Genomic DNA, 24264 nt, shown 5'->3' with positions numbered 1-24264 from the left:
CCCCCCATCATGGGCGTAGGTTTAAATTAAGCGCAATATGCATGCCTACATAGCAGGTCATAATCACCTGATGTTATTAGAGTCATGCCAAAATAGTCACTGACATGACTCATCATTCCTAGTTGTCTTTGGAACTCTCAATTTGTTTTATTTCTACAATATCACGGGTTTTTGGCGCTGGTATCAGGCTGATAAACCTGGCCAGACTTAGCAGTGTCATGAACAGGCCGACAGTCGCGTGAAAAAGCAGCACAGAGGCAGCCATAGTGCTTTTTGGCAATAAATCGAAATCACCAAATGAGGTCATTGTGATAAAACTGCTATAAATACCACCAAAGACAGTGCCTGTGCCTGGCTGCCATTTATGTTCGAAATCAGCGGCCATCACCGTATATGTGCACGCAAGCCAAAGAATGATCTCGAAGTAATTATGCAGCAACAACAATACGATACGACGGTAACCCTCAAGTCGGTATTCACCGCCCGCTTTTACTACCCGATATTCATCAAACAGCAAGACGTTCGTCTGGTACACGACGATCTCAAAGGTTCGAAGAAACCCATACCCCATAAAAAGGTATCCCATCACAGGATAGGGTGAGTAGACGGCGACCACTACCGCCACCATGGACAGGACGAGGTGACTCAGCACCCAACAATCGACAAATCGAGCGGTGATTGCTGAGGGGAACAGTTTCCTTACCAGTGTGAATACCGACACTTTCGCCAGTATGCCAAAGATGCTTGACCAAAACTCAACAATAAATGAGGGCATATAAAAACCTAAGTGCTTGCGTACGATTCATGTTCACTTCATATCAGAAAAGTAAGATGAATACTCGACAATCTAAACAGTACGAATGATTCATCACTGGCGGTCGTGACTTTTATCAAATATCAAACAAAGCAACACGCTGTCTCGGCTGGCCAGAGCTTACCTATTCCCATCATAAGTAGACTTTGCCTTGTTGACCCTGCCAAGGGTCACTAGCTGCATGGCAATCTCATTCTTAAACGTTTCAGCCAGACTTCTCAGCCTCTCTTCTTTTGCTAGTTGATCTCTGACCAAGGTAGCCAATTCCGCTGACGCCATCTTCTGTTGCCGAGAAAAGTCCTTCAGCGCCGTGATGATCGCCAAACGCTCATCCATACAAGCTAGGGCCTCTTCATATTGATGACTCGCCAATAATTGCTGCAGGGTCGCGATATTATCGCTCAACGCATCGTCATAAGCGTTCAGCTCATTCACAGCACACTCCCTGACGCTTGCCTTAGCTGGAAACCCTGCTGCTTATCCGCGTCGGTGATTTGATCCCAAGCCGACTTGATCGTCACCATCAGTGTCATGACCTCATCGAGGGGCTGAACGTCACGCCGCACGCTGGCCTCCCAGATACGCTCATCCATATAGGCATAGAGCGCAAACAGATCCTCCGCGATCTGCCCTTGTGTCATATCCAGAGCATCCTGAAGGCCATGCACCAGTCCCTGAGCCTTGGAGATGGTTCTGGCCTTTGCCTCCATGTCCTTGCGCTCTATGGCTCCCTTCGCCTGTGCGAGGCACTCCAGAAGTCCTTGCATCATCAGCTGAATGACCCTATGGGGATCCGCAACCACCAGGTCCGCTTCGATACTGGTTGTCTTATATGCCTTCAGATTACGGTGGTACATAACATGGGTCCTCGAAATATCACTCTCAGTTATTGTTTATTTGCAATGCTGACAGTGCTGCCGCTGAGTTATTCATTTTCACGAGCAGGGCATCCAGGCTGCCGTATTGGGCGCGCAAGGCGGCTTCATATTTAACCAGCTGCTCATTGGTGGTGGCCTGTTTCTGACTCAGGCTGCGCAGATCTGAATTAAGGGTATCGGTCCGTTGCGCCAGCATGCCCCCTGACTTGGTGTACTCCTTCAGACCCTTGGTCAGGGTCGCCGCCAACCCCTCATCCCCGCCAAGCAGAGCCGCCACCTGATCGAAGTTCTTGTCGACCGCCTCGCCAAATTTCTCTTTATCGAGGGAGAGCTTGCCCTTGTTGTCCATCTTGACACCAAGCTCGAAGATGGTGGAATAGGTGGTGCTGGTGCCGCCCGGGTTGGTAATGACGTTGGTCATGAAGTTGCTGATGGCCCGGGTAACGGAATCTCCCGCCAGGGCCCCGCCATCATCCTGACGCACACCACCGACGATGCTGTTGCGCTTGCCCAAGCCGCTCAGTTTCTCCTGCAGCGCGTTGTAGCCATCGATAAACTTCTACACCGTCTCTTCGATGGCGGTCTTGTCGGTGGTGATATCTACCTTGTTGGACTTGAGGTCGCCATTGCTGTCGGTGTCGGAGACCCGCAACACGGTCAGCTTCAGGTCCTGAATGACGTCATCGAAGACATTGGTATCGCTCTTGAGCACATTGCCATCGACCAGGATCTCGGCGCTGGACGCCTGTTGCGTCTCTGCCATTTTGCCCGTGAACTTATCTTGCAGTTCGGTCGTGCTACCCGTGATGACCAGATCCTTGCCATCTCCCGAGACCCCAGAATCGATGACAAGCTTCGCCTTGCCATCGGCGGTATTGACGATGTTGGCACTGAGCCCGAAGTTGTCGCCATCATTGTTGATGCGCTTGCGGATGTTTTGCAGGGTATCCCCCGCCTTGACGTCGACCGTGAACTCCTTGTCCCCCGCCTTGAAGGTCAGTTGGCCATCCTGGGTGACAAGCGGCACGGTCGAGCTGTCAAAGATCCCTTCCTGGCGGCTGGTGGTTGCCAATTTGTTGACGGTGATATTGTACTGGCCGTTCGAGGTGCCACTCTTGCTCTCCACTGCCAGCACAGGATCATCTTTATTCTGGGTGATATTGATGGCCCGCTTGTTGAAGGCACCGGGTTTGCTCAAGGTATCCAAAATATCGGTGAAGGCGGTGAGGGAGGACTTGAGCTGGCCTATGCCAGACAAGGTGATATTGGTGCTGTTCTGCTTGGTGATGATGGGTTGCTGCAACTGCGCCTTCCTGGCGGCCACGCTCGCCGTGATCACGCTCTCGAGATCGATGCCCGACCCCGCTCCGGCGGAGGTAATCGCCATAACATGCTCCTCTTATCTCGTTAAAAACCTATACCTGACCGTCGAACAGCAGCCCGGAGAGGCCGGAACCATCGCCCTGATTCTTCCCCATCTCCTGTAGCCGCTTGTTCATCTGGAGGATCTCCTCGCTCGGGATCTGGCGGATCACCTGCCTGGTCTCGGCATCGATCACCTGGATTACCGGTCGGTCAAACTCGGGCACCAGACTGAAATGGATAGCCCACCCCTTTAGTTTGCCCAAGCTGGTCAGCTTCTCTTGCAATTCTTGGGCCTGTTTTTCTGTTTCATCATTATTCTTGGATGACGACGCTGTGGCCTTCGAAGGCTCTTCCTTCGCAGTCTTGTTTGCCAGGTCGGCGCTTACCTGCTCGACGGTTTGCTCCTCAGCAGAGGCCGATGGCGCAGAAACAGGCATGGCGGCCCGAGGGCCGCCATGGGAAGTGAGCGTCGAGGTAGAAGCCATGACGATGGGTTCATTGGCCATCTGCCGCTCCTTATTCAGAGGTTAATCAGGACCGATTTAGCGACCCAGCAGCGACAGGGCCGACTGCGGACGCTGGTTGGCCTGGGCCAGGATGCTGGAGGCAGCCTGCTGCAGAATGTTCTGTTTGGTCATGTTCGCAGTCTCGGTCGCGAAGTCCGCATCGCGGATACGGGAACGGGCAGCACTGACGTTTTCCGAGATATTGGACTGGTTGCGGATGGTGGAATCCAGCCGGTTTTGCACCGCACCCAGATCGGCACGATAGCCATCCACTTCTTTAATCACGTCATCGATGTCGGCCAGCGCAGTTTGGGCCCCAGTCTTATCTGATATGTCATATGCGTCAACTCCCAATGTGGCAGCGCTCATTGCTTTGAGATCGACACTAATAATTTGATTAGCATCAGCTCCAACTTGGAAGTCGTATGTTTTATCAGCAGCAAAGAGATTCGTGCCTGCAAAGGTGGTATCGCTACCGATCCGAGTAATTTCCTCCTGCAGTGCAACTACCTCTTTCTGCAAAGCGGCACGATCGTCATCACTGTTTGTATCATTGGCAGACTGTTGTGCCAGGGTGCGCATGCGTTGCAGCATGGAAGTTACTTCGTCCATGGCCCCTTCCGCAGTCTGAGCCATAGATATACCGTCGTTGGCGTTGCGGTTGCCCTGGTCCAGGCCGTTGATCTGGGAAGTCATCCGGCTGGAGATCTGCAGACCGGCCGCATCGTCCTTGGCGCTGTTGATACGCAGGCCTGAAGCAAGGCGGGTATAGGAGGTATCCAAGGATTTACTGGAATTCGCCAGGTTGCGTTGGGCATTGAGGGACGAGACGTTGGTGCTGATGTACATGGACATAATGAATTCTCCTGATAAGTCTAAAACTGCGGATCCCAGGGCGCACGGCGATTGAGATCCCTCTTCAGTCCGCAGGGCCAATCCGCTGCCGGTGACTGAGGCAGATCTGATTCAACGTGGTGATGACCAGATCCGCAGCACTGCAAAAAGTTGGATTTCCTGACACCCTTCCATTTGCTTCCCCCTTAGTAACGGCACCACCGCCCGATGCTTTAGAAGATTTTTCGCCTCATCATGTACAAATCTGTATGTTCTCCCGGTAACAGCCACACTGCAGTCTCAGCCTGTCTATCGGCCCAGACCATTGCATCCAGAAACCCGCTCTGGCTCCCACTTTTGCATGCCGGCATTGCTCACACGCACCCCTTGCCCCTAAAATCGCCGCCCCATCACTTATTGGACGTGAGTTGTTCTCCATGCAGACACTGGTTGAGCAGATTGTTTACATCAGCGACATGTTTGGTACTGCAGTATTCGCGTTTTCGGGGGTATTGGTGGCAGGGCGCCTCAGAATGGACGGCTTCGGCGTCATGGTGCTGGCTGCGGTGACCGCCATCGGGGGCGGCACCATCCGCGACATGATCCTGGGGGCGACCCCGGTCTTCTGGGTGCGCGATCCCCTCTATATCTGGGTGGTCATCGCCACGGCCCTCCTCGGCATGTGGATGGTCAAGTTGCCCCGCCGCATGCCCTGGTATGTGCTGCCGGTGGCGGACGCCTTCGGTCTCGCACTCTTTACCGTGATCGGCGCCCAGAAGGCGCTCAATTTCGGCACCTCCGGGCTGATTGCCGTCCTCATGGGCACCATGACAGGGGTGGCTGGCGGCATGATCCGGGACGTGCTGGCCCGGGAAGTGCCCATGGTGCTGCAAAAGGAGATCTACGCCACCGCCTGCATCCTCGGGGGCATCCTCTATACCCTGTCACTGGAGGTCGGGGTAGACAGGGTCAGCGCCATGCTCATCAGCATGCTGGGGGTATTCGGCCTGCGCGTGGCGGCCATCTACTGGCATCTCTCCCTGCCCACCTTCTCGCTGCAGCGCAATTGAGAAGCCTCAGAGTGGGCGAGATCCCATCCCGGCAGGGACAAGATTGAACCAAGCCGGCTTTTCTGTTGTCATACAGGGGTCGTTTCAAGCCGGACTCTCTCAATGCATTCTCTCATGCAAAAACTTGGGCTCATTACCACGCTGACGCTGATGATGGTGGCGGCTCATGCGGGGGCACAGGCCCTGTTCGGGCGTCTGGCATCCACCCCGGTGCAGCAGTTCAACCAGCAGATCCGTCAGGCGAGCAGCAGTCAGCAAGGCTGGGTCAACGACTATCGCGAAGTGGCTCGCCGCTTCGTCGGCCATAAAGATGTACCCACCCGTATCCATGCTCAACAGCTGGACAACGATCTGGTGCTCTCGGTGGCCCTTGATGGCCAGCGTAGCGACATGCTCTACATCCTGACCCTGTTTCGCAGCAACAACCTGTGGCAGATGCGTCAGGCCGAGATGGGCTGGCGCTGCCAGGGCCAGGAGACCTTTACCCCCGTCCCCTGCCCCTGATCATCACCGAACATCTGAAATAAAAAAATCCGGCGCCTTGGCCGGATTTTTTATACGCGTCTTGCCGTCACATCACGGACGGTAGACCTTGACGTTGGCAAAGCCCTTCTCCTTGAGGTAAAGCGCCTGCAACTTGCTCATCACGCCGCGATCGCAATAGAGCAGGTAGGTCTGCTCCTTCGGCAGATCGCCAAAGGCGGTTGCCAGCTTGAAGAAGGGAATGTGCAGTACGTCGCGCCCTTCCACCACCAGCGGCTTCTCGTCGCGCTCATCACTGGAGCGGATGTCCAGAATGACTTCGTTGGCGGCCAGCACCTGGGTGGTCTCCACCTCCTGCACCTGCGCGGCAGTCTCTTCGCCGATGCGACGGATGTCGAGGTAGCGGGCCTCGCTCACCACCTTATCCAGGATGGCGAAGTCGAAGTTGGCCTCTTCCGTCTCGATGCGGGAGAGCTCGGCCTTCACGGTCGGCTTCTTGGAGATGACGCCGCAATACTCCGGCATGGTCTCGGCGAACTCCAGGGTACCGATGCGACGGGCCTCGCTGATGATGTCCGGCTTGTCCCAGGTGATGAGCGGGCGCAGGATCACCTTGTCGGTCACCCGATCGATGACGTTCAGATTGGTCAGGGTCTGGCTGGAGACCTGGCCCACACACTCACCGGTCACCAGGGCCGGGATCTGGAACTCGTCGGCCACCTTGGCGGCGGCGCGCATCATCATCCGCTTGAGCACCACCCCCATCTGACCGTTGTCGATCTTCTCGAGGATCTCGGCCACCACGGGCTCGAAGTCCACCGCGGTGAAGCGTACCCGGTGGGAGGAGCCAAAGCGGTTCCACAGGTGATAGGCCACCTGCTTGACACCGATCTCGTGAGCCGCACCGCCCAGATTGAAGAAGCAGTAGTGCACGCGGCAGCCGCGCTTGATGAACTGGAATGAAGCGACACCGGAGTCAAAACCGCCGGAGAGCAGGCTCAGCACATCTTCCTGAGTCGCGATGGGCATGCCGCTCAGGCCCTGATGGATGGCGCTGACGATGAAGAGCTCCTCGCCGTCGATCTCGAGGTTGATCTTCACGTCCGGGTTCTTGAGGCGCACGCCGTTGCTCACGCAGTGCTGGTTCAGGCCGCCACCCACGTAGCGTTCAATCTCCAGCGAGGAGAATTCGTGTTTGCCGTGGCGCTTGGCACGCACGCAGAAGGTCTTGCCCTCGAGCTGATCACCCCAGACGGCTTTCACCTGCTCGAAGATGTCGTGCAGGTCGGTAAACTTGCTGGCCTGCACCTCGAGGAAGGCCTGAATGCCGGGGATGCAGGCCAGGGCTTCGATGGCCTGCTCGCGGAACTGGTCATTGCGGGAGCTCACGATCAGCTTGTCCCAGTCCATCCGCACCCGGGCATCGTCGTCGAAGCGGCGCAGGACATTGCGGATGTTGCCCTGCAGTATCTTGATGAAGCGCTGGCGAACCGACTTGCTCTTGATGGTGATTTCCGGGAACAGCTTGATAATGAACTTCATGGTATTGACTCGGGTGGCCTCGATTTAAGGGCGCGAATTATATCAGAACTTTGTGGCCAGCGCCTACTGGATGAGCGGCCGCTCACATTCCCCCACGCAATGTTTGCCGCACCCTGGCCATCTTGCGTATATTCCCCAGCCTGCGCCCCGGCAACACGGCACCCATGAAAACCCATATCTACTACCCCGGCATGGAAGTGCGGGATGAACTCTGGCTCAAGTTTGCCCTGCTCTATCTGGAGCGGCTCGCCTTCGTCTTCACCGTCAGTGAAAAGAGCGGCCTCACCGCCCTGCTGGAGACCCTGCGCCGGCAGACCGACCTGCTGGCCGAACCGCCAGCGCCCGCCTTCTTCGCCGCCATCACGCCCCAGATCGAGAACCAGATTGCCGGCCTGCTCACTCCCGACTTCGTCCGCCACAAGGTGTTTGGCAACAAGGAGTTGATCGGTCGCTGGCGCACGCCGGCCAACCACGACTGCTTCTGTCCTGCCCAGGCGGGGCTGGAGCGGCTGCACGGCTTTTGTCTGGCTCACGGTTTTGCCAGCCTGGAGGAGGGCGGGTTCAGGATGGCGCGCCGCTTTGCCAACCTGCTCTCAATGCGCCTCGCCCGCGAGTGGGCACTCGCCAATGAGGGGGCCTTGATTACGGATCACGACTATCTGGACCGGCTGCTGCACCTGCTCGAATCGCGCTATCACAACCGCGGCGGTCAGGATTGCTTCCACCTCGAGATCCCGCTGCGAGTGCCCGCCAACTTAAGCGAGATCCCCATTGCAGAGCTTATTGCCCTGCGCGGGCGCAGCGGTTTTCGCCAACAGCTGGCCGAGTTCCATCAGGCCCTCGACGCCCTGCTCGCCATGCTGGGCAGCGGCTACGCCGAGCCCGCCGTGCTGACCCGTTTCGAGCAGGCACAGCAGGGGCTCAACCCGCTGCTGGGGCCCGAGACGGTCAGCCTGCCGCTCACCACCCTGATCAGCACCAGCCTGCCCGCCATGGCGATGATCCACCGCCTCAAGGCGAGCCACCCGGACAGCCCCCTGGTGTTTCACCCCATCAAGAAGAGCCACTTCCACCAGCGCAAGAGTCAGCACTTCTTCACCCGACTGGGCCAGGTCAAGCCCTGAGCCGGTCGGCGCCCAGCCGAAGGTGGATAACCCCTGGCATCGGAGCCATCCCCGATGTCGTCAATATTCTGGCGCCTGCCATGGAGCCCCCTCAGGAGGGATTTTCCAGCCGAAACTCGATGCGATCGCTGTTGCCCGCCTCGTCCACCACCACCAGCTGGTAGCGACCCGCCTCACTCAACACCTGATCCCCGTCCCAGCGCAGCCGCTGGCCGTTGAGAAACCAGGCCGGCTTGCCGACGCCCCCCAGCACCCTGGGCTGCAGCCGATAGCGCTGGCTGCGGATAAGATTGCCCTCCCCCAGCGCCAGGATGCGGATGGGGGCCTGCAGCTCGGCGCTCTGCCCCTCCCCCGCGCAGCCGCTGGCAAGCAGCGCCTGACGCCGCTCGCCGGGCGTGCGCCACGGCTCCAGCGACAGCGGCCACAGGGCCCGAAAACCGGATTGCGCCGCATCCTGGCAACGTGTCAGCGTCGGCTTGCCCGCAACGGTCAGTGCGACCTGGCGCAGCGGCGAGGGCCAGTCCATGGGATCTGGCAAGGTGGGGGGATCGCGCCCTTCCAGCAACCAGGCGCTCTGGCGCTGCAAACAGGTCTCAGGCAGGGTCGCGCTCACCCTGCGCCCCAGCGGCCAGCAGATCTCCGCTTCGCTGACCGTGTTGGGCTGCATCGGCAGAGGGCTGTTGTCAGCCAATCGCGAGTAAACCGAGAGCAGCAGCGGCACCGCCGCGCTCTGGCCGTAAAAACCGGGCATGGGAGTGCCGTCGGGGCGCCCCAACCAGACGCCGATGGTCCAGCGACCGGAGACCCCCATCGCCCAGCTGTCGCGATAGCCATAGCTGGTGCCGGTCTTCCAGGCCAGCCGGTTGACCCGGCCGGTCGCCTCACTGGCAAAGGGCTGATCCGCGCGCCCCTGGGCGCTCAATATCTGCCAGATGATCCAGGCGGCCCCCGGGCTCAGCAAGGGGCGTGACACCACCTGCTGCCCCGCCAGCCAGACCGGCATCGCCACCTGCCCCTGCCGGGTCAGTGCGCTGTAGAGCGCCACCAGCTGCTCGAGCCGAATGCCCGCTGCCCCGAGCGCAATAGCCGGATTGGGCTTGCCTACGAGCGCCAGTCTCACCCCGGCGTTGTCGAGGCGGCTGACCAGCTTGTCCGGCCCGAGCGCCTCCAGCACCTGCACCGCCGGCACGTTGAGGGATTGCTGCAGTGCTTGGGCCAGCGTCACCGGCCCCTGAAAGGCACCGGAGAAGTTGGCGGGGCGATAGTCCGAGCCCAGCCTTGGCGCATCGGAGAGCAGAGAGGCCGAGTGCACCAGCCCCTCGTCCATCGCCAGACCGTAGATGAAGGGCTTCAGCGTAGAGCCGGGAGAGCGGATCGCCTGCACCATGTCCAGATAACCGTGGCGGCGCAGATTGCCATACTCGGCGCTGCCCACATAGGCGCGCACCGCCATGGTTTTGTTGTCGACCAGGAGCAACGCCGCTGAGGTCTGCTCGGGGAAGCGACGGATATAGCTCGCCACCCGCCCCTCCAGCCAGCGCTGCAGATCCCCGTCGATGGTGGTGCGCACCAGCGCCCCGGCCTGATGGTCGGCGGCGAGGCGGGCAAAGAGCGGCGCCTCCATCGGCGTGAAGTGACCGCGGGCCAGCACAGGCTCGATGCGTCCCTCCAGCCAAACCTGTTCTGGCCAGACGCCCTGCGCCACCAGCCGCTGCATCACCTTGTCGCGGGCGGTGCGGGCCCGCTCGGGATGCCGGTCCGGCCGGTTGCGGCTGGGGGCCTGGGGCAGCACCGCCAACAGCGCCGCCTCGGCATGGGTCAGCTTGGCGGCGCTCTTGCCGAGATAGGCAAAACTTGCCGCCTGCACCCCCTCCAGATTGCCGCCAAACGGCGCCCGGTTGAGGTAGACGGTGAGCAGGGTGCGCTTATCGTAGTGCCACTCCAGCTGCAGCGCACGGGCCATCTGGCGCAGCTTGCCGGGCACGCTCCTGTGGTAGGGCTCGATAAGGCGCGCCACCTGCATGGTGAGGGTCGAGCCCCCCGACACAGCGCGTCCGTAATGCAGCCACTGCCAGATCCCGCGCACCATGGCCACCGGATTGACCCCGGGATGACGCCAGAAGTAGCGATCCTCGTAGCCGAGCAGCGCCTCGATATAGCGGGGGGAGACCTGCTCCAGGGTCACGGGGTAACGCCACACGCCGCTGGTATCGGCAAAGGCGCGCAGCGGTCGCCCCTTCATGTCGAGCACCACCCGCGCGTAGGCTGGATCGAGTGGCGGCGGCGGGAAGAGTCGATCCAGCGCCAGCAATGACAGGAGCAGTGCTACAACGCCCAGCACCGAAAAGCGCAGCCAACGTGGCAGGCCACCAAGCCAATGCAAGCAAGCGCGGCCAGTGCGACCCAGGCTCAGCCAGCCACGCTGCCAGAAAGTGAGCGGGCGAACCCGCTCAAGGGAGGGTGTGTTACTCAGAGATACGCACCTCGTGGATATCCTCACCCACAGCCCGGATCTCGGGACGGTACATATCCTCCACCTGGGTCGGCGGCACCAGATAGCGACCCGGCGTCACCGCCCGCATCAGGTAGACCAGTTGCTGGTTGCTCCCGGCACTCAGATCCAGCGCCGCCGTGTAGCGGTCATCGCGAAACTCCTGATGCTTGAGGTAGTCGTTCCACTCGCTCTGCCACGCCGGTTTCCCCTCGATGGAGAGCTCTTCGAGCTTGATGCTGTTGCCAAGGGCCGGATTCTCCAGCTCGAAGCCGGCGGGCACCATCTCCACCAGCAGGGCATCGGGCACCGCCGATTCACTGCTGACATTGAGCCGCACCACCACCAGATCGCCCACCTTCACCTTGGTCGGGTCAAAACGCTGACCGTCGCTGTTGAACCAGCTGCGGGTCACGCTTATCCCCTGACTCAACCGGGTAGGAGCCTGCTCGGGATAGCCGATGAGGGTGCGCTGCACATAGAGGGATCCCTTGCCCTCGTTGGTGACGGTGCTCGCGGCCAGTGCCTCTGGGGCGCCCTGCTGCAGCGGAGCCGAACCGCTCAGGGATCCACTGCCAAGAGAGGAGGTCACCCTGGCCTGCCAGTCGACGGCCGGATCGACGCGGGCCAGTCGCAGCAGGGCGAGCCGCTCCTGGGTGCTGAGCCACTGACGATGAGCCAGGGTGTCGGCCACCTTGGCACTGAGGGCCTGCCAGCGCTCCGCAGCCAGCTTGTGCTGGCGCAACAACGAAAGCTCAAGGGCCTGATCGCGCAGCGGCGAGCCGTAATCCCCGAGATAATCGTCCCCGCGCTCGGTCGCCAATGCCCGGCTGAGGGCCTTGGCGGCGTTCTGCTCATCCCCCATGGCCGAGAGGGCCAGGGAGAGGTGCAAGAGCGGCAAACCCGAGCGGGCGTGATCGGCCTGCTGCTCCCAGACAAGGCGCAGGGTAGCGAGCGGCGCCTTGCCCACCCGGGCCAGCACATAGGCACTGTAGGCCTGATAGGCCAGCCGGCTGTGCTCGGGAGCACTGCTCCAGCGCTCACCATACTGACTGTCGGTAAGATAGCTCTGCAACCGGTTCAGCGCCTGATTGAGCATCGCCTCCGGCACGGCGTCGCCCGCCTCCTTGCGCGCCAGCAGATAGTCGGCGGCATAGGCGGTGAGCCACTGCTCCTCGTCGGAGCGACCATCCCAGAGGCCAAAGCCGCCGCTGGGCAGTTGCAACCGCTGCAGCCGTTGCAGCAGGGCGCGTTGCACATCCGCCTCGCTCGCCGCTTTCTTGCCCGCTGCGGGTTTGTGCCAGGCGGCCCGCTCATCGGCCGTGGTCAGCAAGTAAGGCCAGGCTCGGGACAAGGTCTGCTCCAGACAGGCATAGGGGTAGTCGGCCAGCGCCTGCCACTGGGCTGCCGGATCCCAGGGGGGAGTGCCGGAGAGGCTGAGCAGCCCCTGCAGGTTGGCACGATCCAGCCCGGCCAGCTCAGCTGGCGCAAAGCTCATCTCTTGGCCGGGAGCCAGCATCTGGTAGCGCTGGCGAGTCTCGGCAGGCCAGGGGGAGCGCAGCGGTAGCGACCAGTCGCGACTTATCGCAAAACCCTTGCCGCTGGCAGCCAACTGCAGGCTTGCCACACCGCTCGCCCCGGTCACGGTGAGCGGCAGGGTCAGCCACTGCTCCTCGCCATTTTTAAGGGACAGGGTGCCGGGCAGCTCGCCGTTTGCCTTGAGCCCGCCGTTGAGGGTCCAGGCAAGGGAGAGGGTCTGATCCTCACCGCTCATGTTGCGCAGCTGCATCAGCGCCCGGGTCTCATCCCCTCTGGCGCCAAAGCGCGGCCAGCCAATTTCGGCCACCAGGGGCGCCACTACCTTGACGGCGCGCTCGGCCTCACCCACCTGCTGTTCGTTCCAGGCCAGCGCCATCAGCGCCAGTTCGCCGTTGAAGTTGGGTAGATCGAGCGGGATCACCGCCTTGCCCTGCTCGTCAAAACTCACCTCGCCGCTCCACAGTGCGGCTATCTCGACCCGGCTCTCCAGCGCGCCGCCCTTTTTCAGCGGCGCCCGGTCACCCCCGTAGTTGAGGCGAGCCAGCTTGCCATCCTGTGGCGGGATCACCTGACCGTAGTTGTCGAACAAATCCTGGGCGAAGCGCTTGCGACCAAAGAAGATCTCGAACGGGTCGAGGGGCTGGTAGTCGCTGATATTGAGCACACCCCGATCCACCGCCGCCAGCACCACCCGCCCCTGACTGTTGGGGGTAGAGGTGGCGATCACCTCCAGCCGGGTAAGCGGCACCGCTTTGTCCGGCGCGCTCAGGGTAAGCGGAAGACGGCGCGCTTCCCGATCCAGGGTGAGCGGCACCAGACCGACCGAGCGCAGGCTTTGCACACTCTTTTGGCTCACCGGCTTTGAGTCACTGTCTGGCGCGGCAATCTGGGCCGAGATATGCAGATCATGGCGCTGCCACTCGGGGCTGACCGGGATCTCGAACTCGCCGCGGGCATCCTTGGCATCGCCACCGGCCCCCTTGAGCTCGATGCGCTGCCACCAGCGCAGGCCGTCGCCATCTTCCACCAGCAGCAACCCCTTGCCGGGGCGCGGGGCCACCAGGGTCACTTTGGCCTTGTCACCCGCCTGATAGGCGCGCTTGTCGAGGGTGATGGCAATCTTGTCAGGCCGCGCCTGCTCGCCACCGCCGCCCCAGGCGTAGCTGCCGATCTCCACCCGCAGGCTGGATTGATGGCCCTGACTGTTCTCCACCTCCAACCGATACCAGCCCGCCGCCAGTTGCAGCGTGAGCGGGGTCGGCCCCTTGCCATCCAGCTGCAGGGTCTGCTCCTGCTCCAGATAGGGCTGGCTGTTGAACTCGTACTTCCACCCCTCCCCATCGGCGTAGTGCCAGTAGTAGTCGCGGTACTCGTTGATGAGGCGCACCTTCACCGCCCCCGCCACCGGCTGGCCTTGCTCATCGAGGTTGAGGATTTGGAAGGGGAGCGGCTTGCCCCCTTCCACCCGCTCCGCTACGAAATCGGCCTTGAGCGCTGGCCACTGGCTGCCTGCGGGCCAGCCATACTGGGTGCGGCTGCGATTGACGGCGCGGCCACCGGGCTCGGAGAGCGACACCCGATAGGCCACCTCCAGCGGCCCGAGGGCACGCACCCCATCGAGCTCATCAGCAAGCGAAAAAGTCCCCTGCCCCTGCTCATTGAGGGTGAGACTGAGCGCCTCGAGATCCTTGGCCTGCTCGGCGAGCAGCACGTCACCCAGCGTGAACTCCTGCCACTGGGTAAAGGGCATGGTGGCGCGGCTTAACTTCACCTCCGCCTTGGCTTTGGTGGCACTGGCTGGTGCGCCGTAGAGATAGTCCCCTTGCAGCGGCAGAGTGAGGGCGGCGTCCAGACTCGTCACTTCCCCATCCGGCCCCTTGCCAAGCTGCAGTTTCAGGCGCTCCGGCAAAAACTCCTCCACCAGGAAAGGCCACTCGAAACGGCTGCCGGCGGCAGTCTTGAGGTTGATGGTCCAGCGCCCGAGCGGCGCATCATCCGGCAGATGCAGGCCGTAGTGGGCCGCGCCCAAATTGTCCGGCAGCAGGCGCTTTTGTTCGAGCAGCTGGCCGTCCGGCTGTTTCACCTCCAGCTCCACCGCCATGCCCGGCAGCAGCTGGCCATCCTGCCCTTTTAGCAGGATCTCGCTGTCGAGCCGCTCGCCGGGGCGATAGAGATCGCGTCCGCTGAACAGATAGAGTTGCTGGGCCTGCCAGGGCTGGGTGCCGAGATCGAAGGTGGAGAGATCGAGGGCCGCACCATCGAGGCGCAGCACCGCCAGATGCTTGCCCTGCTCGGCCAGCAGCAGGCGAGCCCCCTGCACCTGATCGAAACGGCGATGACCTTGGGGGTCGGTGGTTTGCACCTGCAGCCGGTTGCCCTTCTGGTCGAGCAGGGAGAGCTGCACATCCTTGAGGGGGTCGGCGCTGGCCAGGGAGCTGACGAACACCTCCAGCTCATCGCGGTAACGGCGGGCACTGAGCCCCATGTCGCTCACCGCGAAATAGGTGGTCTCCTTGCGCCAGTCGTAGTTGCCAAGGGGGGACATTACCGCAAAGTAGACGCCAGCCTCCGCCAGCTGCGGCTCCTTCACATTGATGAGGCGGGTCTCGCGCCGGTTGGCATCGAGCTCCAGCGCGTAACGGCCGCTGAACACCCGCTTGGCCCGCTTGGTGATCTGTTCAAGCTCCCAGTTGCCCATGCCGGCACCGGGGCGATACTCGGCCAGGAAACGGGGCAGATACTCCGCATCGACCCGGAAGAAGTCGATATTGACCTCGTCCACATTGACCGCGCTGATGGGCAGGCGCAGCTCGTCGCGCAGCGGCAACACCATGCCGCTCGCGGTAAACGACGCCCCCACCTCCAGCGGCCGAGTCTTGAGGGTCCAGCGCTGGGGGGATGGGCCCAGCCCAGCCTTGAGGCTCACCTCGTAGCGTTTGTCGGGCTGAACGTTCGGGAAATAGAGGGTGCGGCCATCGTCGGCGAGGATCCACTCCCCCTGCACCTGCTTGCCCCCTTCACTCACAGAAAGCCAGCTCTGCCAGTTTGCCTTGGGCGCCAATGGGCCGGAGAAGACCAGCGCCAGCGCCGGGGCATCGCGATATTGGCGAGCATTGGCTTGCACGACTGAACTCGGCTCCCCTGCCTCCTGCCGGGCAGTGGATTCGGTGGTCGGAACCTGGCTGACAGGCTTGTCGGGGCCGCAACCGGCCAGCAGCAGCGCAGCCAGCCAGGCCACACGGGGAAGACGAGTCACGGGGCAGGAGAGAGAGAGGTGCATGGTGTTCATCCCGGGTTGGATCGCCGCAGCGCAGGAGCCAATAGAATAAAGCGTCGCTCCCGGGAACACCAACTGCCATATCGGGCGGCATCGGCCAACAGAGATGCCTACATCGCCACGGACGCGGGCACGACGCCCCGTGAAGCGCGAGGTTTATTCGAGGCCCCGTATGCGATCTCCTGTTCCATGAAAGAGGATTGTCGTGATTTTCTGAACCCGGGCTAAACCGGGCACCACTGTTCACTTGTGCGTGATCGGGCCATTCATTATGCTCGGCCCTGCTCAACGCAGGCCTTCCAATCAACGACATATCAAGCAGATAAATATTTTTTAAGCCTTGAACACCTGTGCCATACATAACGTGCAGGTGCGCTCGATGTATGCCTCAACCATTGAAAACAAACTTATTAATTGTCCATCGACCAGAATGCCGACCTTGAGTTTACACAGGGTCAGCGGGGTCATGCATCCATCCCTCTCTGGAGTCATATCAGCATGGAAAATAACGATCTGTCCCTCGTCGAAAAAAGATTGGTTGCCCGATTCCTGGACATGTTCATCAAATTTGGTCTTATTCTGGCGCTAGGCTCGTTCTGCTTCACCGTGTTCTCCCCTTTCATGAACATGATGCTGTGGGCCCTGATCCTGGCGGTCACCCTTTACCCCCTCCATCAGCGCTTTGCCGCCAGACTCGGGGGAAAACAGGGTCAGTCGTCCACCCTGCTGGTCCTGCTGGGCATCCTGCTCATCGTGGCCCCCACCGTGGCCATGCTCGGCTCCCTGGGTGACAGCGTCAGCGCCCTGATAGACAAGGTGAACAACAACACTCTGGTGATTCCGGCACCTTCCGCCGACATCGCCAGCATCCCGCTGATCGGTGCCAAGCTGCACGCCTTATGGACCAAGGCATCCGTGGATCTGCCGAGCCTCCTCATCAGCTACAAGCCGCAGCTCGGCGACATGGCCAAGCAGACTGTCACCATGCTCGCCAGCATGGGGGGCGGCCTGCTGGGCTTCGTCGCTTCTTTCATCGTGGCTGGTATCATCATGGCCTGGGGTGCACCGGGTGCCATCAGCGCCGAGCGCATCGCCATGCGCATCACCGATGAGCGCAAGGGCCTCGCCCTGACCAAGCTGTGCACCAGCACCATCCGGGCCGTGGCCATGGGGGTCATCGGGGTCGCCTTCATCCAGGCCCTGCTGGCTGGCGTCATCATGTCCCTCGCCGGGATCCCGGCGGTCGGCATCTTCTTCGTCCTGGCGCTGATCCTGGGCATCGCCCAGGTCCCCGTCATCCTGGTCACGGGACCGGCCATCGCCTTCATGTGGATGGCGGGGGATCACGGCACCCTGCTCAACGTCATCTACTCAGTGCTGCTGGTCGTGGCCGGCATGGCCGACAACGTGCTCAAGCCCCTGCTGCTGGGGCGTGGCGTCGATGCGCCCATGCCGGTAGTGCTGCTGGGGGCCCTCGGCGGCATGGCCACCAATGGCATCCTCGGCATGTTCATCGGGGCGACCCTGCTCTCCATCGGCTATCGCATCTTCATGGCCTGGGTCGACGATGCCCCGGCCAACGCGGCGCAGTAGCCTCCCCTCCTTCATCCCCTGTGGCGGTGCGGCAACACCCTATCCGCACGCCCCTCGGCGACGCGGCAGCCTGATCGGGATCGACCCCTGATGAAGAAACGGGCCACTCACTGGAGTGGCCCGTTTGCATACAGAGTGATCAATCGGGCCATGTCAGCCTGGAGGATCTACTCGGCGATCACCGTCTGCCAGGTCTTGAAACCGCCGGAGAGGTTCTTGACCCGAAAACCGTGCTGGCTCAGCAGACGGCAGGCCACGTGTCCCCGCAGTCCCACCTGGCAGCTGATGAGCAGCTCTTTATCCTTGGGCAGCTCATCAAGACGGCCGCGCAGTTCGTCCAGAGGAATGTGCAGCGCCCCCGGGATGCGACCCAGCTTGTCGAGTTCGGGGCCATTTCGCACATCCACCACCTGCTGATGGGGGTGGCGAGCCAGCACCTCGGCTGCGTGGCAGAGCAGGGTGTCCCCCTTCAGGTGGTTGCTCGCCACGAAGCCCGCCATGTTGATCACATCCTTGGCCGAGCCAAAGGGCGGCGCATAGGTGAGCTCCAGATCCTGCAGATCAAATACGGTGAGGCCGGCGCGCTGGGCCACCGCCAGCACGTCGATGCGCTTGTCGATGCCATCCTTGCCGATGGCCTGGGCGCCGTAAATCTTGCCATCCGGGGCAAACAGCAGCTTGAGGCTGACCGGATGGGCGCCAGGATAATAGCCGGCGTGGCTGCCCGGGTGGACATAGACCTTCTCGAACGGCAGCCCCAGCTGCACCAGCCGCTTCTCGTTCAGCCCCGTGCTCGCCACCGCCAGATCGAACAGCTTGCAGATGGCGGTTCCTTGCGTCTTCTTGTAGGTTTCGCTTCGCCCCAGCATGTTGTCGGCGGCGATGCGCCCCTGGCGGTTGGCGGGGCCCGCCAGCGGGATCAGCACGGACTCGCCGGTGACGAAGTCGGTCTCCTCCACCGCGTCCCCCACCGCGAAGATGCAGGGATCCGAGGTGCGCATGCCCGCATCCACCTTGATGCCGCCCCGCGGCCCCAGCACCAGTCCCGCCTTGGCGGCGAGCAGGGTCTCGGGCTTGACGCCGATGGCGAGGATCAGCAGGCCGGTGTCGAGATGAGAGCCGTCGCTCAGGGTCAGGCGCAGTCCACCCCGCTGGGCGGTCGCCACGGCGGCGGTCTTCTCGGCAGGCACCTCCAGGCTCTCGATGGCAGCGAGGCCGGTGCGCAGGCGAAGATCGACCCCCTCTTCGCGGATGCGGGCGTGGAGCAGGTTGGCCATCTCCTTGTCCACCGGCGCCATCACCTGATCGGAGAGCTCAAGCAGGGTGACCGCCAGCTTGCGCTGGTGCAGCGCCTCCATCATCTCCAGCCCGATGAAACCGCCCCCCACCACGGTGACGTGGCGGGGCTTGTCGTGCGCCAGCGCCGCCAGGATGCGATCCATGTCGGGAATGCTTCGCAGGGTGTGTACCCCCGGGCTGTCGATGCCGGGGAAGGGAGGCCGGATGGGGGCGGCGCCCGGGCTCAGCAGCAGCACGTCGTAGGCTTCGCACCGCTCTTCGCCGGTCAGCAGGTTGCGCACCAGCAGGCTCTTGCCGGCCCTGTCTATCTCGATGACGTCGTGAAACACCCGCACATCCACGTTGAACCGGCGCTTGAAGCTTTGCGGCGTCTGCAGCAGCAGGGCATCCCGATCCGGGATATCCCCCCCGATGTGATAGGGCAGACCGCAGTTGGCGAAGCTCACGAACTCGCCCCGCTCGAACATCACGATCTCCGCCTCTTCGCTCAAACGGCGGGCACGGGCGGCGGCGGACGCTCCCCCGGCCACACCACCCACAATCAGGATCCGTTTCATCTGCAAGACTCCACTCAACAGGAAATGACCAATAAATTAGGCTTATCTAATTTAGAATTCAATGAAATTTTGTTTGCCACGGATTTGCAGTATTCTTGCCCTCCGACAATTGCTCAACAGGATAGTGTCAGTTCATGTCGTCTACCGCGCTCAGCCATCTTCCGACCGCCAGCCAGGCGCCCCTGTTTTTCCGCCTGGATACCCGTAGTCAACGGCTGGTCGCCCTGACCGATGTGATGCAGACGCCGCTCCATTGGCTCGACGAGCCTCGCAGTGCCTGGCCGGCCCAATTGCCGGACGCCCTGCGCCAGCCCATCGAGCAGCGGCTGGCCAGTGGCAAGGGGGGCAAGCTGGTGCTGCGCTTTGACGCCCTCCTCTGGCACATTTCCCTCTCCCACGAGCAGGACGCCTTCTGGCTCATCTGCCTGCAGACCCAGTCCCAGGAGAGCGCCGCCAGCCTGTCCCTGCAACTGCCGCGCCTGAGCCAGATGGCCAGCCAGCTGCAGTATGACGCCATGCTGGAGAGCCTCAAGGAGTGCCTGGGGGCCGATCGCCTGATCCTCTGGCACTACCAGGCCCATGGCGCCCTTGGCGGCGAACAGCTGACCCCGGTGTTCACCCTGGGGGTGGACGCGCTCGGTGCCATTCGCGGAGACAGCCGTTACATCCGGGCCCTGCGCGCCCGGGGCGCCCTGAGTTTCTCGGAGGCGGCCCACCAGCCCATGCTGAGCCAGCACTACTATCTGGCCGATGCCAATGTCTGCTCCCGCCTGGACGGCGCCTTGCTGGAGCAGGAGAAGCTCATCGGCGTGCTCAGCCTGGAGTATGCCGAGAGCACCCTCATCAGCGATGACACCCTGCAACTGGTGCGTCATTGCGCCCGCTTGCTCGGCCACTGGCAGCCGGACCCCGTGGCGACCGACGCCCCGGACCTCGCGCCCCCCCCCGGGCTTGCCAACCTGACCGGCAACGATTACTGCCGCGCCCTGCTGCGCTGGGCCATGGGCCTGAGCGGTGCCCACAGGGGCTGGATCGGCGAGTTTCAGCCTCGCGGTCAGGATCTCTGGCTCATTCCCCGCTGCGTGGTGGAGGGGGATGCCTTCGCCGTCGTCAAACCCATGCCCATGGACATCGGCCCGGGCCGGGAGATCTTCCAGCACGGGCAGAGTCTCTACGTGGAAGATCTGGCCCTGCGCTATCCCCAGTCCAGCCTGCTGCTGGCCCTCGACGCCAAGGCCTATGTCGGCATCCCCTTCCCGGGGCCAAACGGTCTCCCCCTGGGGCAGCTCACCCTGCTGCTCGCCACCCCCCTGGCCGATCCCGCGCCCCTGCTGGACGTCCTCTACGAACAGCGCGAGCGGGCCGCCAGCGAGTTGCAGCGCCTGGCCAATGACGATGCCCTGCGCCTGGCCGAAGTGGCCTTCAACACCCACGACGGCCTGCTGGTGATGGATCACGGGGGCATCATCCTCAAGGTCAATGCCTCCTTCAGCTGCATCACCGGCTTTGCCAGCGAGGAGATGCTGGGCCTGCACATCGACGCCCTGAGGCCCACCTACTATGGCGACACCCTCAAGGAGGAGGTGATCGCGGCGGTCAACCGGCAGGGATACTGGCTCGGGGAGGAACAATGCCTGCACAGGGAGGGACACCTCTTCCCGGTGCGGCTCATGGTGAGCGGGGTCAAGGACGAGGAGGAGGAGATCAGCCACTTCGTCTGCAGCTTCCACGACATCACCCAGGAGAAGGAGACCGCCCGCCACATCGAGCGCCTCGCCTACTACGACGACCTGTGCGATCTCTACAACAGGCGCAGCCTGACCGACATCATGCAGCGCACCCTGCAGGCCCCGAGTGGTCAGTGGGGGGCCCTGCTGCTGCTGGATCTGGACAACTTCAAATCCATCAACGACTCCCTCGGTCACGCCTGCGGCGATCTGCTGCTCCAGGCCGTGGTGGTGCGACTCAAGTCCCTGCCCCAGGAGAACCTGGTGCTCGCCCGCACCTCGGGTGACGAATTTGCCCTGCTCTTCACGGCACTGGGCCAGGGCTATATCACCGCCAAGATCCTGGCGGAGCACTTTGCCCGGGAGCTGATGGGGATCTTCCGTGCCCCCTTCGACATCGGCGATCACAAGCTGCACTGCAGCGCCTCCGTGGGGATCAGCCTGTTCAGCGATGACGACAAGGATCACCTTGTCCTGATGCAGCAGGCCGATACCGCCGTCCACATGGCCAAGCGCGCGAGCCAGGGCAACCATATCTTCTTCAGTGAAGCCATGGCGGAAAAAGAGAAGAGCAAGCTTTCTCTCAACAACCAGCTGCGCGATGCCCTGCGCAACAACGAGCTGGTGCTGCACTACCAGCCCCAATACCGGGTCGACAACGGCACGCTCTCGGGCATAGAGGCGCTGCTGCGCTGGCAGAAGGCCGACGGCACCATGGTGCCCCCCGGGGAGTTCATCCCCATCGCTGAGGAGACCACCCTGATCCAGGAGATAGGCTACTGGGTGATGAAGACCGCCTGCGCCCAGTACAGCTTCTGGCTCAACAACGGTCTCGCCATCCCCCATCTGTCGGTCAACGTCAGCGCCCGCCAGTTCCACACCGCCGGTTTCGTGCAGCAGGTGGAGTACATTCTGCGGGACACCGGGGTGCCCCCGTCGCGCCTGCTGCTGGAGATCACCGAGTCCGTGGTGCTGGAAAACCGGCTGGAGTGCATCGCCAGGATCCGCCAGCTCAAGGCCCTTGGCCTGCTCATCTCCATCGACGACTTCGGCACGGGCTACTCGTCCCTGGCCTATCTGCGGGATCTGCCCGCCGACGAGGTGAAGCTCGACAGAAGCTTCATCCAGACCCTGGTCCACAGCGAACAGGACAAGGCCATCGTCAAGGCCATCCTGGATCTCGCCCGGGTGTTTCGTTTCACCGTCACCGCCGAAGGGGTGGAGGAAGAGGAGCAGCTCGCCGTGCTCAAGGCCCTGGGATGCCAGCATTATCAAGGCTTCCTCACCAGCCGGCCGCTCCCCGTCAAGGCACTGGAGAGCCTGCTGGGTGCCACCCCTGCGGGCTAAACTGGTAGGATTTATAGGGCTTTCTGTCATAAAATAACGACCGCTCGAACCTTGTCCGCACCATTGGAGTCGTCTATGTCAGTCATTAACCGGATCCCCGCCGTTGAATCCAAGGGACCTGCCACCCCCGGCACGCAGCGGATCCCGACCGTTGAAGCCAGCGACACCGGCACTACCGACATCATTGGCCGGATCCACTCCGTCGAGACCTGCGGGACCGTCGACGGCCCCGGCATCCGCTTCATCGTGTTCATGCAGGGCTGCCTGATGCGCTGCAAGTATTGTCACAACCGGGACACCTGGGACACCCAGGGCGGCCGCGAGGTCACCGTGCCCGAGCTGATGAAGGATCTCACCAGCTATCGCCACTTCATGAATGCCTCCGGCGGTGGCGTGACCGCCTCCGGCGGCGAGGCCATGCTGCAGCAGGAGTTCATCGCCGAACTGTTCACCGCCTGCAAGGCCCAGGGGATCCACACCTGCCTCGACACCAACGGTTTCGTGCGTCACTACGACGAGCTGCTCGACCGGGTGCTGGACAACACCGATCTGGTGCTGCTCGACATCAAGCAGATCAACGACGAGAAGCACATCCCCCTCACCCACGTCAGCAACAAATACACCCTGGAGTTCGCCCGCTACCTGGCCTCCCGCGGTCAGACCATGTGGATCCGCTACGTGGTGGTACCCACCTGGTCCGACGATGACGAGAGCGCAGAAGGACTCGGCCAGTTCATCGCCGAGCTGGGGGAGTGCGTCGAGAAGGTGGAGCTGCTGCCCTACCACGAACTTGGCAAGCACAAGTGGGACGTGCTGGGAGATACCTATGATCTGGTCGGCATCAAGCCCCCCAGCAAGGAGACCATGGACAGGGTCCAGGGCATCCTTGGCAAGTATCACCCCAACGTGAAGTATTGAGACAGGAGGCCGCCCGGCAGAGGGCGGCCTCTTTTCATTGCGCCGGCGTTCGCCACGGCGCCATCACCGACAGCCGCATCCGGGGGAACCGCTCATGAGTGAAGGACAAGTTGCCGCCCTCCTGCTCTGGCTGGTGCTGCTCGCCTTCAGTCTGAATGCCTCCCTGCTGCGCACCCTTGGCGCCCACCCGCTCTATCAGCATCTTTGCCTCGGCGGCGCCATCGTGCTGGTACCGCTGTGGACCTTGCGGGCCGGGTTGCACGAGGGGCTCGAGATCCACTTTCTCGGCCTCACCAGCCTGACCCTGCTGCTGGGCTGGCGCCTCGCCCTGCTCGCCCCCTGCCTCACCCTGCTGCTCCTCGCTTACTTCGGGGTCATCCCCCTGGCCGACATCGGCTCGCAGGCCCTCATCGGCGTTGCCCTGCCGGTGGCCACCAGCTGGCTGCTGTTTCTGGGGAGCTGGGCCTGGCTGCCTCGCCACCTCTTCGTCTATCTGTTCGTGGCAGCATTTCTCGGGGGGGCGCTGAGCATCTCGGCCAAGGTGATCGCCAGCGCCTTGCTGCTGGGGGTGAGCGGCACCTACTCCTGGCACACCATCAGCGCCGACTACCTCTCCATCTGGCCGCTGCTGCTCTTCCCCGAGGCGCTCCTCAACGGCATGACCATGACCCTGCTCGCCGTCTATCGCCCCCACTGGGTCAACACCTTCTTCGACAGAGAGTACCTGGGGCGCTGAGCCTGCCCGTGGTCCATAAAAAAAGCCCGCAGTTGCGGCAATGCTGTTCACTTAAGCGGAGCCGCATTGCGATTTACCGGAAAACGGGTCTTTGATATCTTCACCGCCCTGGGTCTCGATGGCCTGGGGCGTTTTTCTATGAACATGACGCCTATGCAGCCCCG

At 62.1% G+C, this 24264-nt stretch carries 17 protein-coding genes and 1 pseudogene; 7 read left to right on the top strand and 11 right to left on the bottom strand.

The window, feature by feature from the left end:
• Positions 1-118: 118 nt before the first annotated feature.
• The 6 genes and pseudogenes from C3418_RS12015 to C3418_RS11990 form a co-directional block, all read right to left on the bottom strand.
• On the bottom strand, positions 119-775 hold the full coding sequence (locus C3418_RS12015; protein ID WP_103858580.1) for a hypothetical protein: 657 nt from the start codon (positions 773-775) through the stop codon (positions 119-121).
• A 159-nt stretch (positions 776-934) separates the two neighbouring features.
• Entirely contained in the window at positions 935-1249 is a 315-nt protein-coding gene (locus tag C3418_RS12010) for a hypothetical protein (RefSeq protein WP_103858579.1), read from the bottom strand.
• The gene (fliS, locus tag C3418_RS12005; protein ID WP_103858578.1) at positions 1246-1671 is read right to left on the bottom strand and encodes a flagellar export chaperone FliS; all 426 of its coding nucleotides are present in this window, start codon (positions 1669-1671) and stop codon (positions 1246-1248) included. The genes C3418_RS12010 and fliS overlap by 4 nt, the downstream gene beginning before the upstream one ends.
• Before the next feature lie 25 nt (positions 1672-1696).
• Positions 1697-3079 (bottom strand): annotated as a pseudogene (fliD, locus tag C3418_RS12000) (flagellar filament capping protein FliD).
• Positions 3080-3107: 28 nt separating this feature from the next.
• Positions 3108-3563 carry a flagellar protein FlaG gene (locus C3418_RS11995; RefSeq protein WP_226169597.1) on the bottom strand — a complete coding sequence of 152 codons (456 nt, stop codon included), beginning with the start codon at positions 3561-3563 and terminating at the stop codon, positions 3108-3110.
• 36 nt (positions 3564-3599) lie between these two features.
• On the bottom strand, positions 3600-4418 hold the full coding sequence (locus C3418_RS11990) for a flagellin (protein WP_103858577.1): 819 nt from the start codon (positions 4416-4418) through the stop codon (positions 3600-3602).
• 416 nt (positions 4419-4834) lie between these two features.
• Between C3418_RS11990 and C3418_RS11985 the strand changes: the two genes are divergently transcribed.
• Both C3418_RS11985 and C3418_RS11980 read left to right on the top strand, forming a co-directional pair.
• On the top strand, positions 4835-5467 hold the full coding sequence (locus tag C3418_RS11985; protein ID WP_103858576.1) for a trimeric intracellular cation channel family protein: 633 nt from the start codon (positions 4835-4837) through the stop codon (positions 5465-5467).
• 114 nt (positions 5468-5581) lie between these two features.
• A complete protein-coding gene (locus C3418_RS11980) occupies positions 5582-5971 on the top strand; it encodes a hypothetical protein (protein WP_103858575.1) in 390 nt (129 codons plus the stop codon).
• A gap of 72 nt (positions 5972-6043) precedes the next feature.
• Here the strand turns inward: C3418_RS11980 and thiI are convergent, their stop codons facing one another.
• Complete coding sequence (gene thiI / locus C3418_RS11975; RefSeq protein ID WP_103858574.1) at positions 6044-7492, bottom strand: tRNA uracil 4-sulfurtransferase ThiI; 1449 nt, start codon at positions 7490-7492, stop codon at positions 6044-6046.
• A 164-nt stretch (positions 7493-7656) separates the two neighbouring features.
• On the opposite strand from thiI, the gene C3418_RS11970 reads away from it, so the two are divergent.
• Positions 7657-8616 carry a hypothetical protein gene (locus C3418_RS11970; RefSeq protein WP_103858573.1) on the top strand — a complete coding sequence of 320 codons (960 nt, stop codon included), beginning with the start codon at positions 7657-7659 and terminating at the stop codon, positions 8614-8616.
• A gap of 91 nt (positions 8617-8707) precedes the next feature.
• Here the strand turns inward: C3418_RS11970 and pbpC are convergent, their stop codons facing one another.
• From pbpC to C3418_RS24705, 3 genes are all read right to left on the bottom strand, one after another.
• Positions 8708-11116 (bottom strand): penicillin-binding protein 1C, encoded by a 2409-nt coding sequence (gene pbpC / locus C3418_RS11965; RefSeq protein WP_180911570.1) that lies wholly within the window; start codon positions 11114-11116, stop codon positions 8708-8710.
• Positions 11082-15926, bottom strand: a complete 4845-nt coding sequence (locus tag C3418_RS11960; protein WP_235687597.1) for an alpha-2-macroglobulin — start codon at positions 15924-15926, stop codon at positions 11082-11084. Before C3418_RS11960 ends, pbpC begins: the two co-directional genes overlap by 35 nt.
• Before the next feature lie 330 nt (positions 15927-16256).
• Positions 16257-16391: a hypothetical protein gene (locus tag C3418_RS24705; protein ID WP_258039987.1), complete on the bottom strand. Its 135-nt coding sequence runs from the start codon at positions 16389-16391 to the stop codon at positions 16257-16259.
• Positions 16392-16421: 30 nt separating this feature from the next.
• Between C3418_RS24705 and C3418_RS11955 the strand changes: the two genes are divergently transcribed.
• Positions 16422-17516, top strand: a complete 1095-nt coding sequence (locus C3418_RS11955) for an AI-2E family transporter (protein ID WP_103858571.1) — start codon at positions 16422-16424, stop codon at positions 17514-17516.
• A gap of 167 nt (positions 17517-17683) precedes the next feature.
• On the opposite strand, the gene C3418_RS11950 is transcribed toward C3418_RS11955, so the two are convergent.
• A complete protein-coding gene (locus C3418_RS11950; protein ID WP_103858570.1) occupies positions 17684-19372 on the bottom strand; it encodes an FAD-dependent oxidoreductase in 1689 nt (562 codons plus the stop codon).
• Between the two features lie 134 nt (positions 19373-19506).
• On the opposite strand from C3418_RS11950, the gene C3418_RS11945 reads away from it, so the two are divergent.
• From C3418_RS11945 to C3418_RS11935, 3 genes are all read left to right on the top strand, one after another.
• Complete coding sequence (locus tag C3418_RS11945; RefSeq protein WP_103858569.1) at positions 19507-22446, top strand: EAL domain-containing protein; 2940 nt, start codon at positions 19507-19509, stop codon at positions 22444-22446.
• Positions 22447-22521: 75 nt separating this feature from the next.
• Positions 22522-23364 (top strand): pyruvate formate lyase 1-activating protein, encoded by an 843-nt coding sequence (pflA, locus tag C3418_RS11940; RefSeq protein WP_010674272.1) that lies wholly within the window; start codon positions 22522-22524, stop codon positions 23362-23364.
• Positions 23365-23458: 94 nt separating this feature from the next.
• Positions 23459-24100 (top strand): energy-coupling factor ABC transporter permease, encoded by a 642-nt coding sequence (locus tag C3418_RS11935; protein WP_103858568.1) that lies wholly within the window; start codon positions 23459-23461, stop codon positions 24098-24100.
• Positions 24101-24264 lie beyond the last annotated feature (164 nt).

The organism is Aeromonas sp. ASNIH8, from assembly GCF_002919855.1.
Taxonomy (GTDB): Bacteria; Pseudomonadota; Gammaproteobacteria; order Enterobacterales; family Aeromonadaceae; genus Aeromonas; species Aeromonas caviae.
The sequence above is the reverse complement of the archived record's forward strand: the minus strand, read 5'-3'. Positions and strand labels throughout refer to the sequence as shown.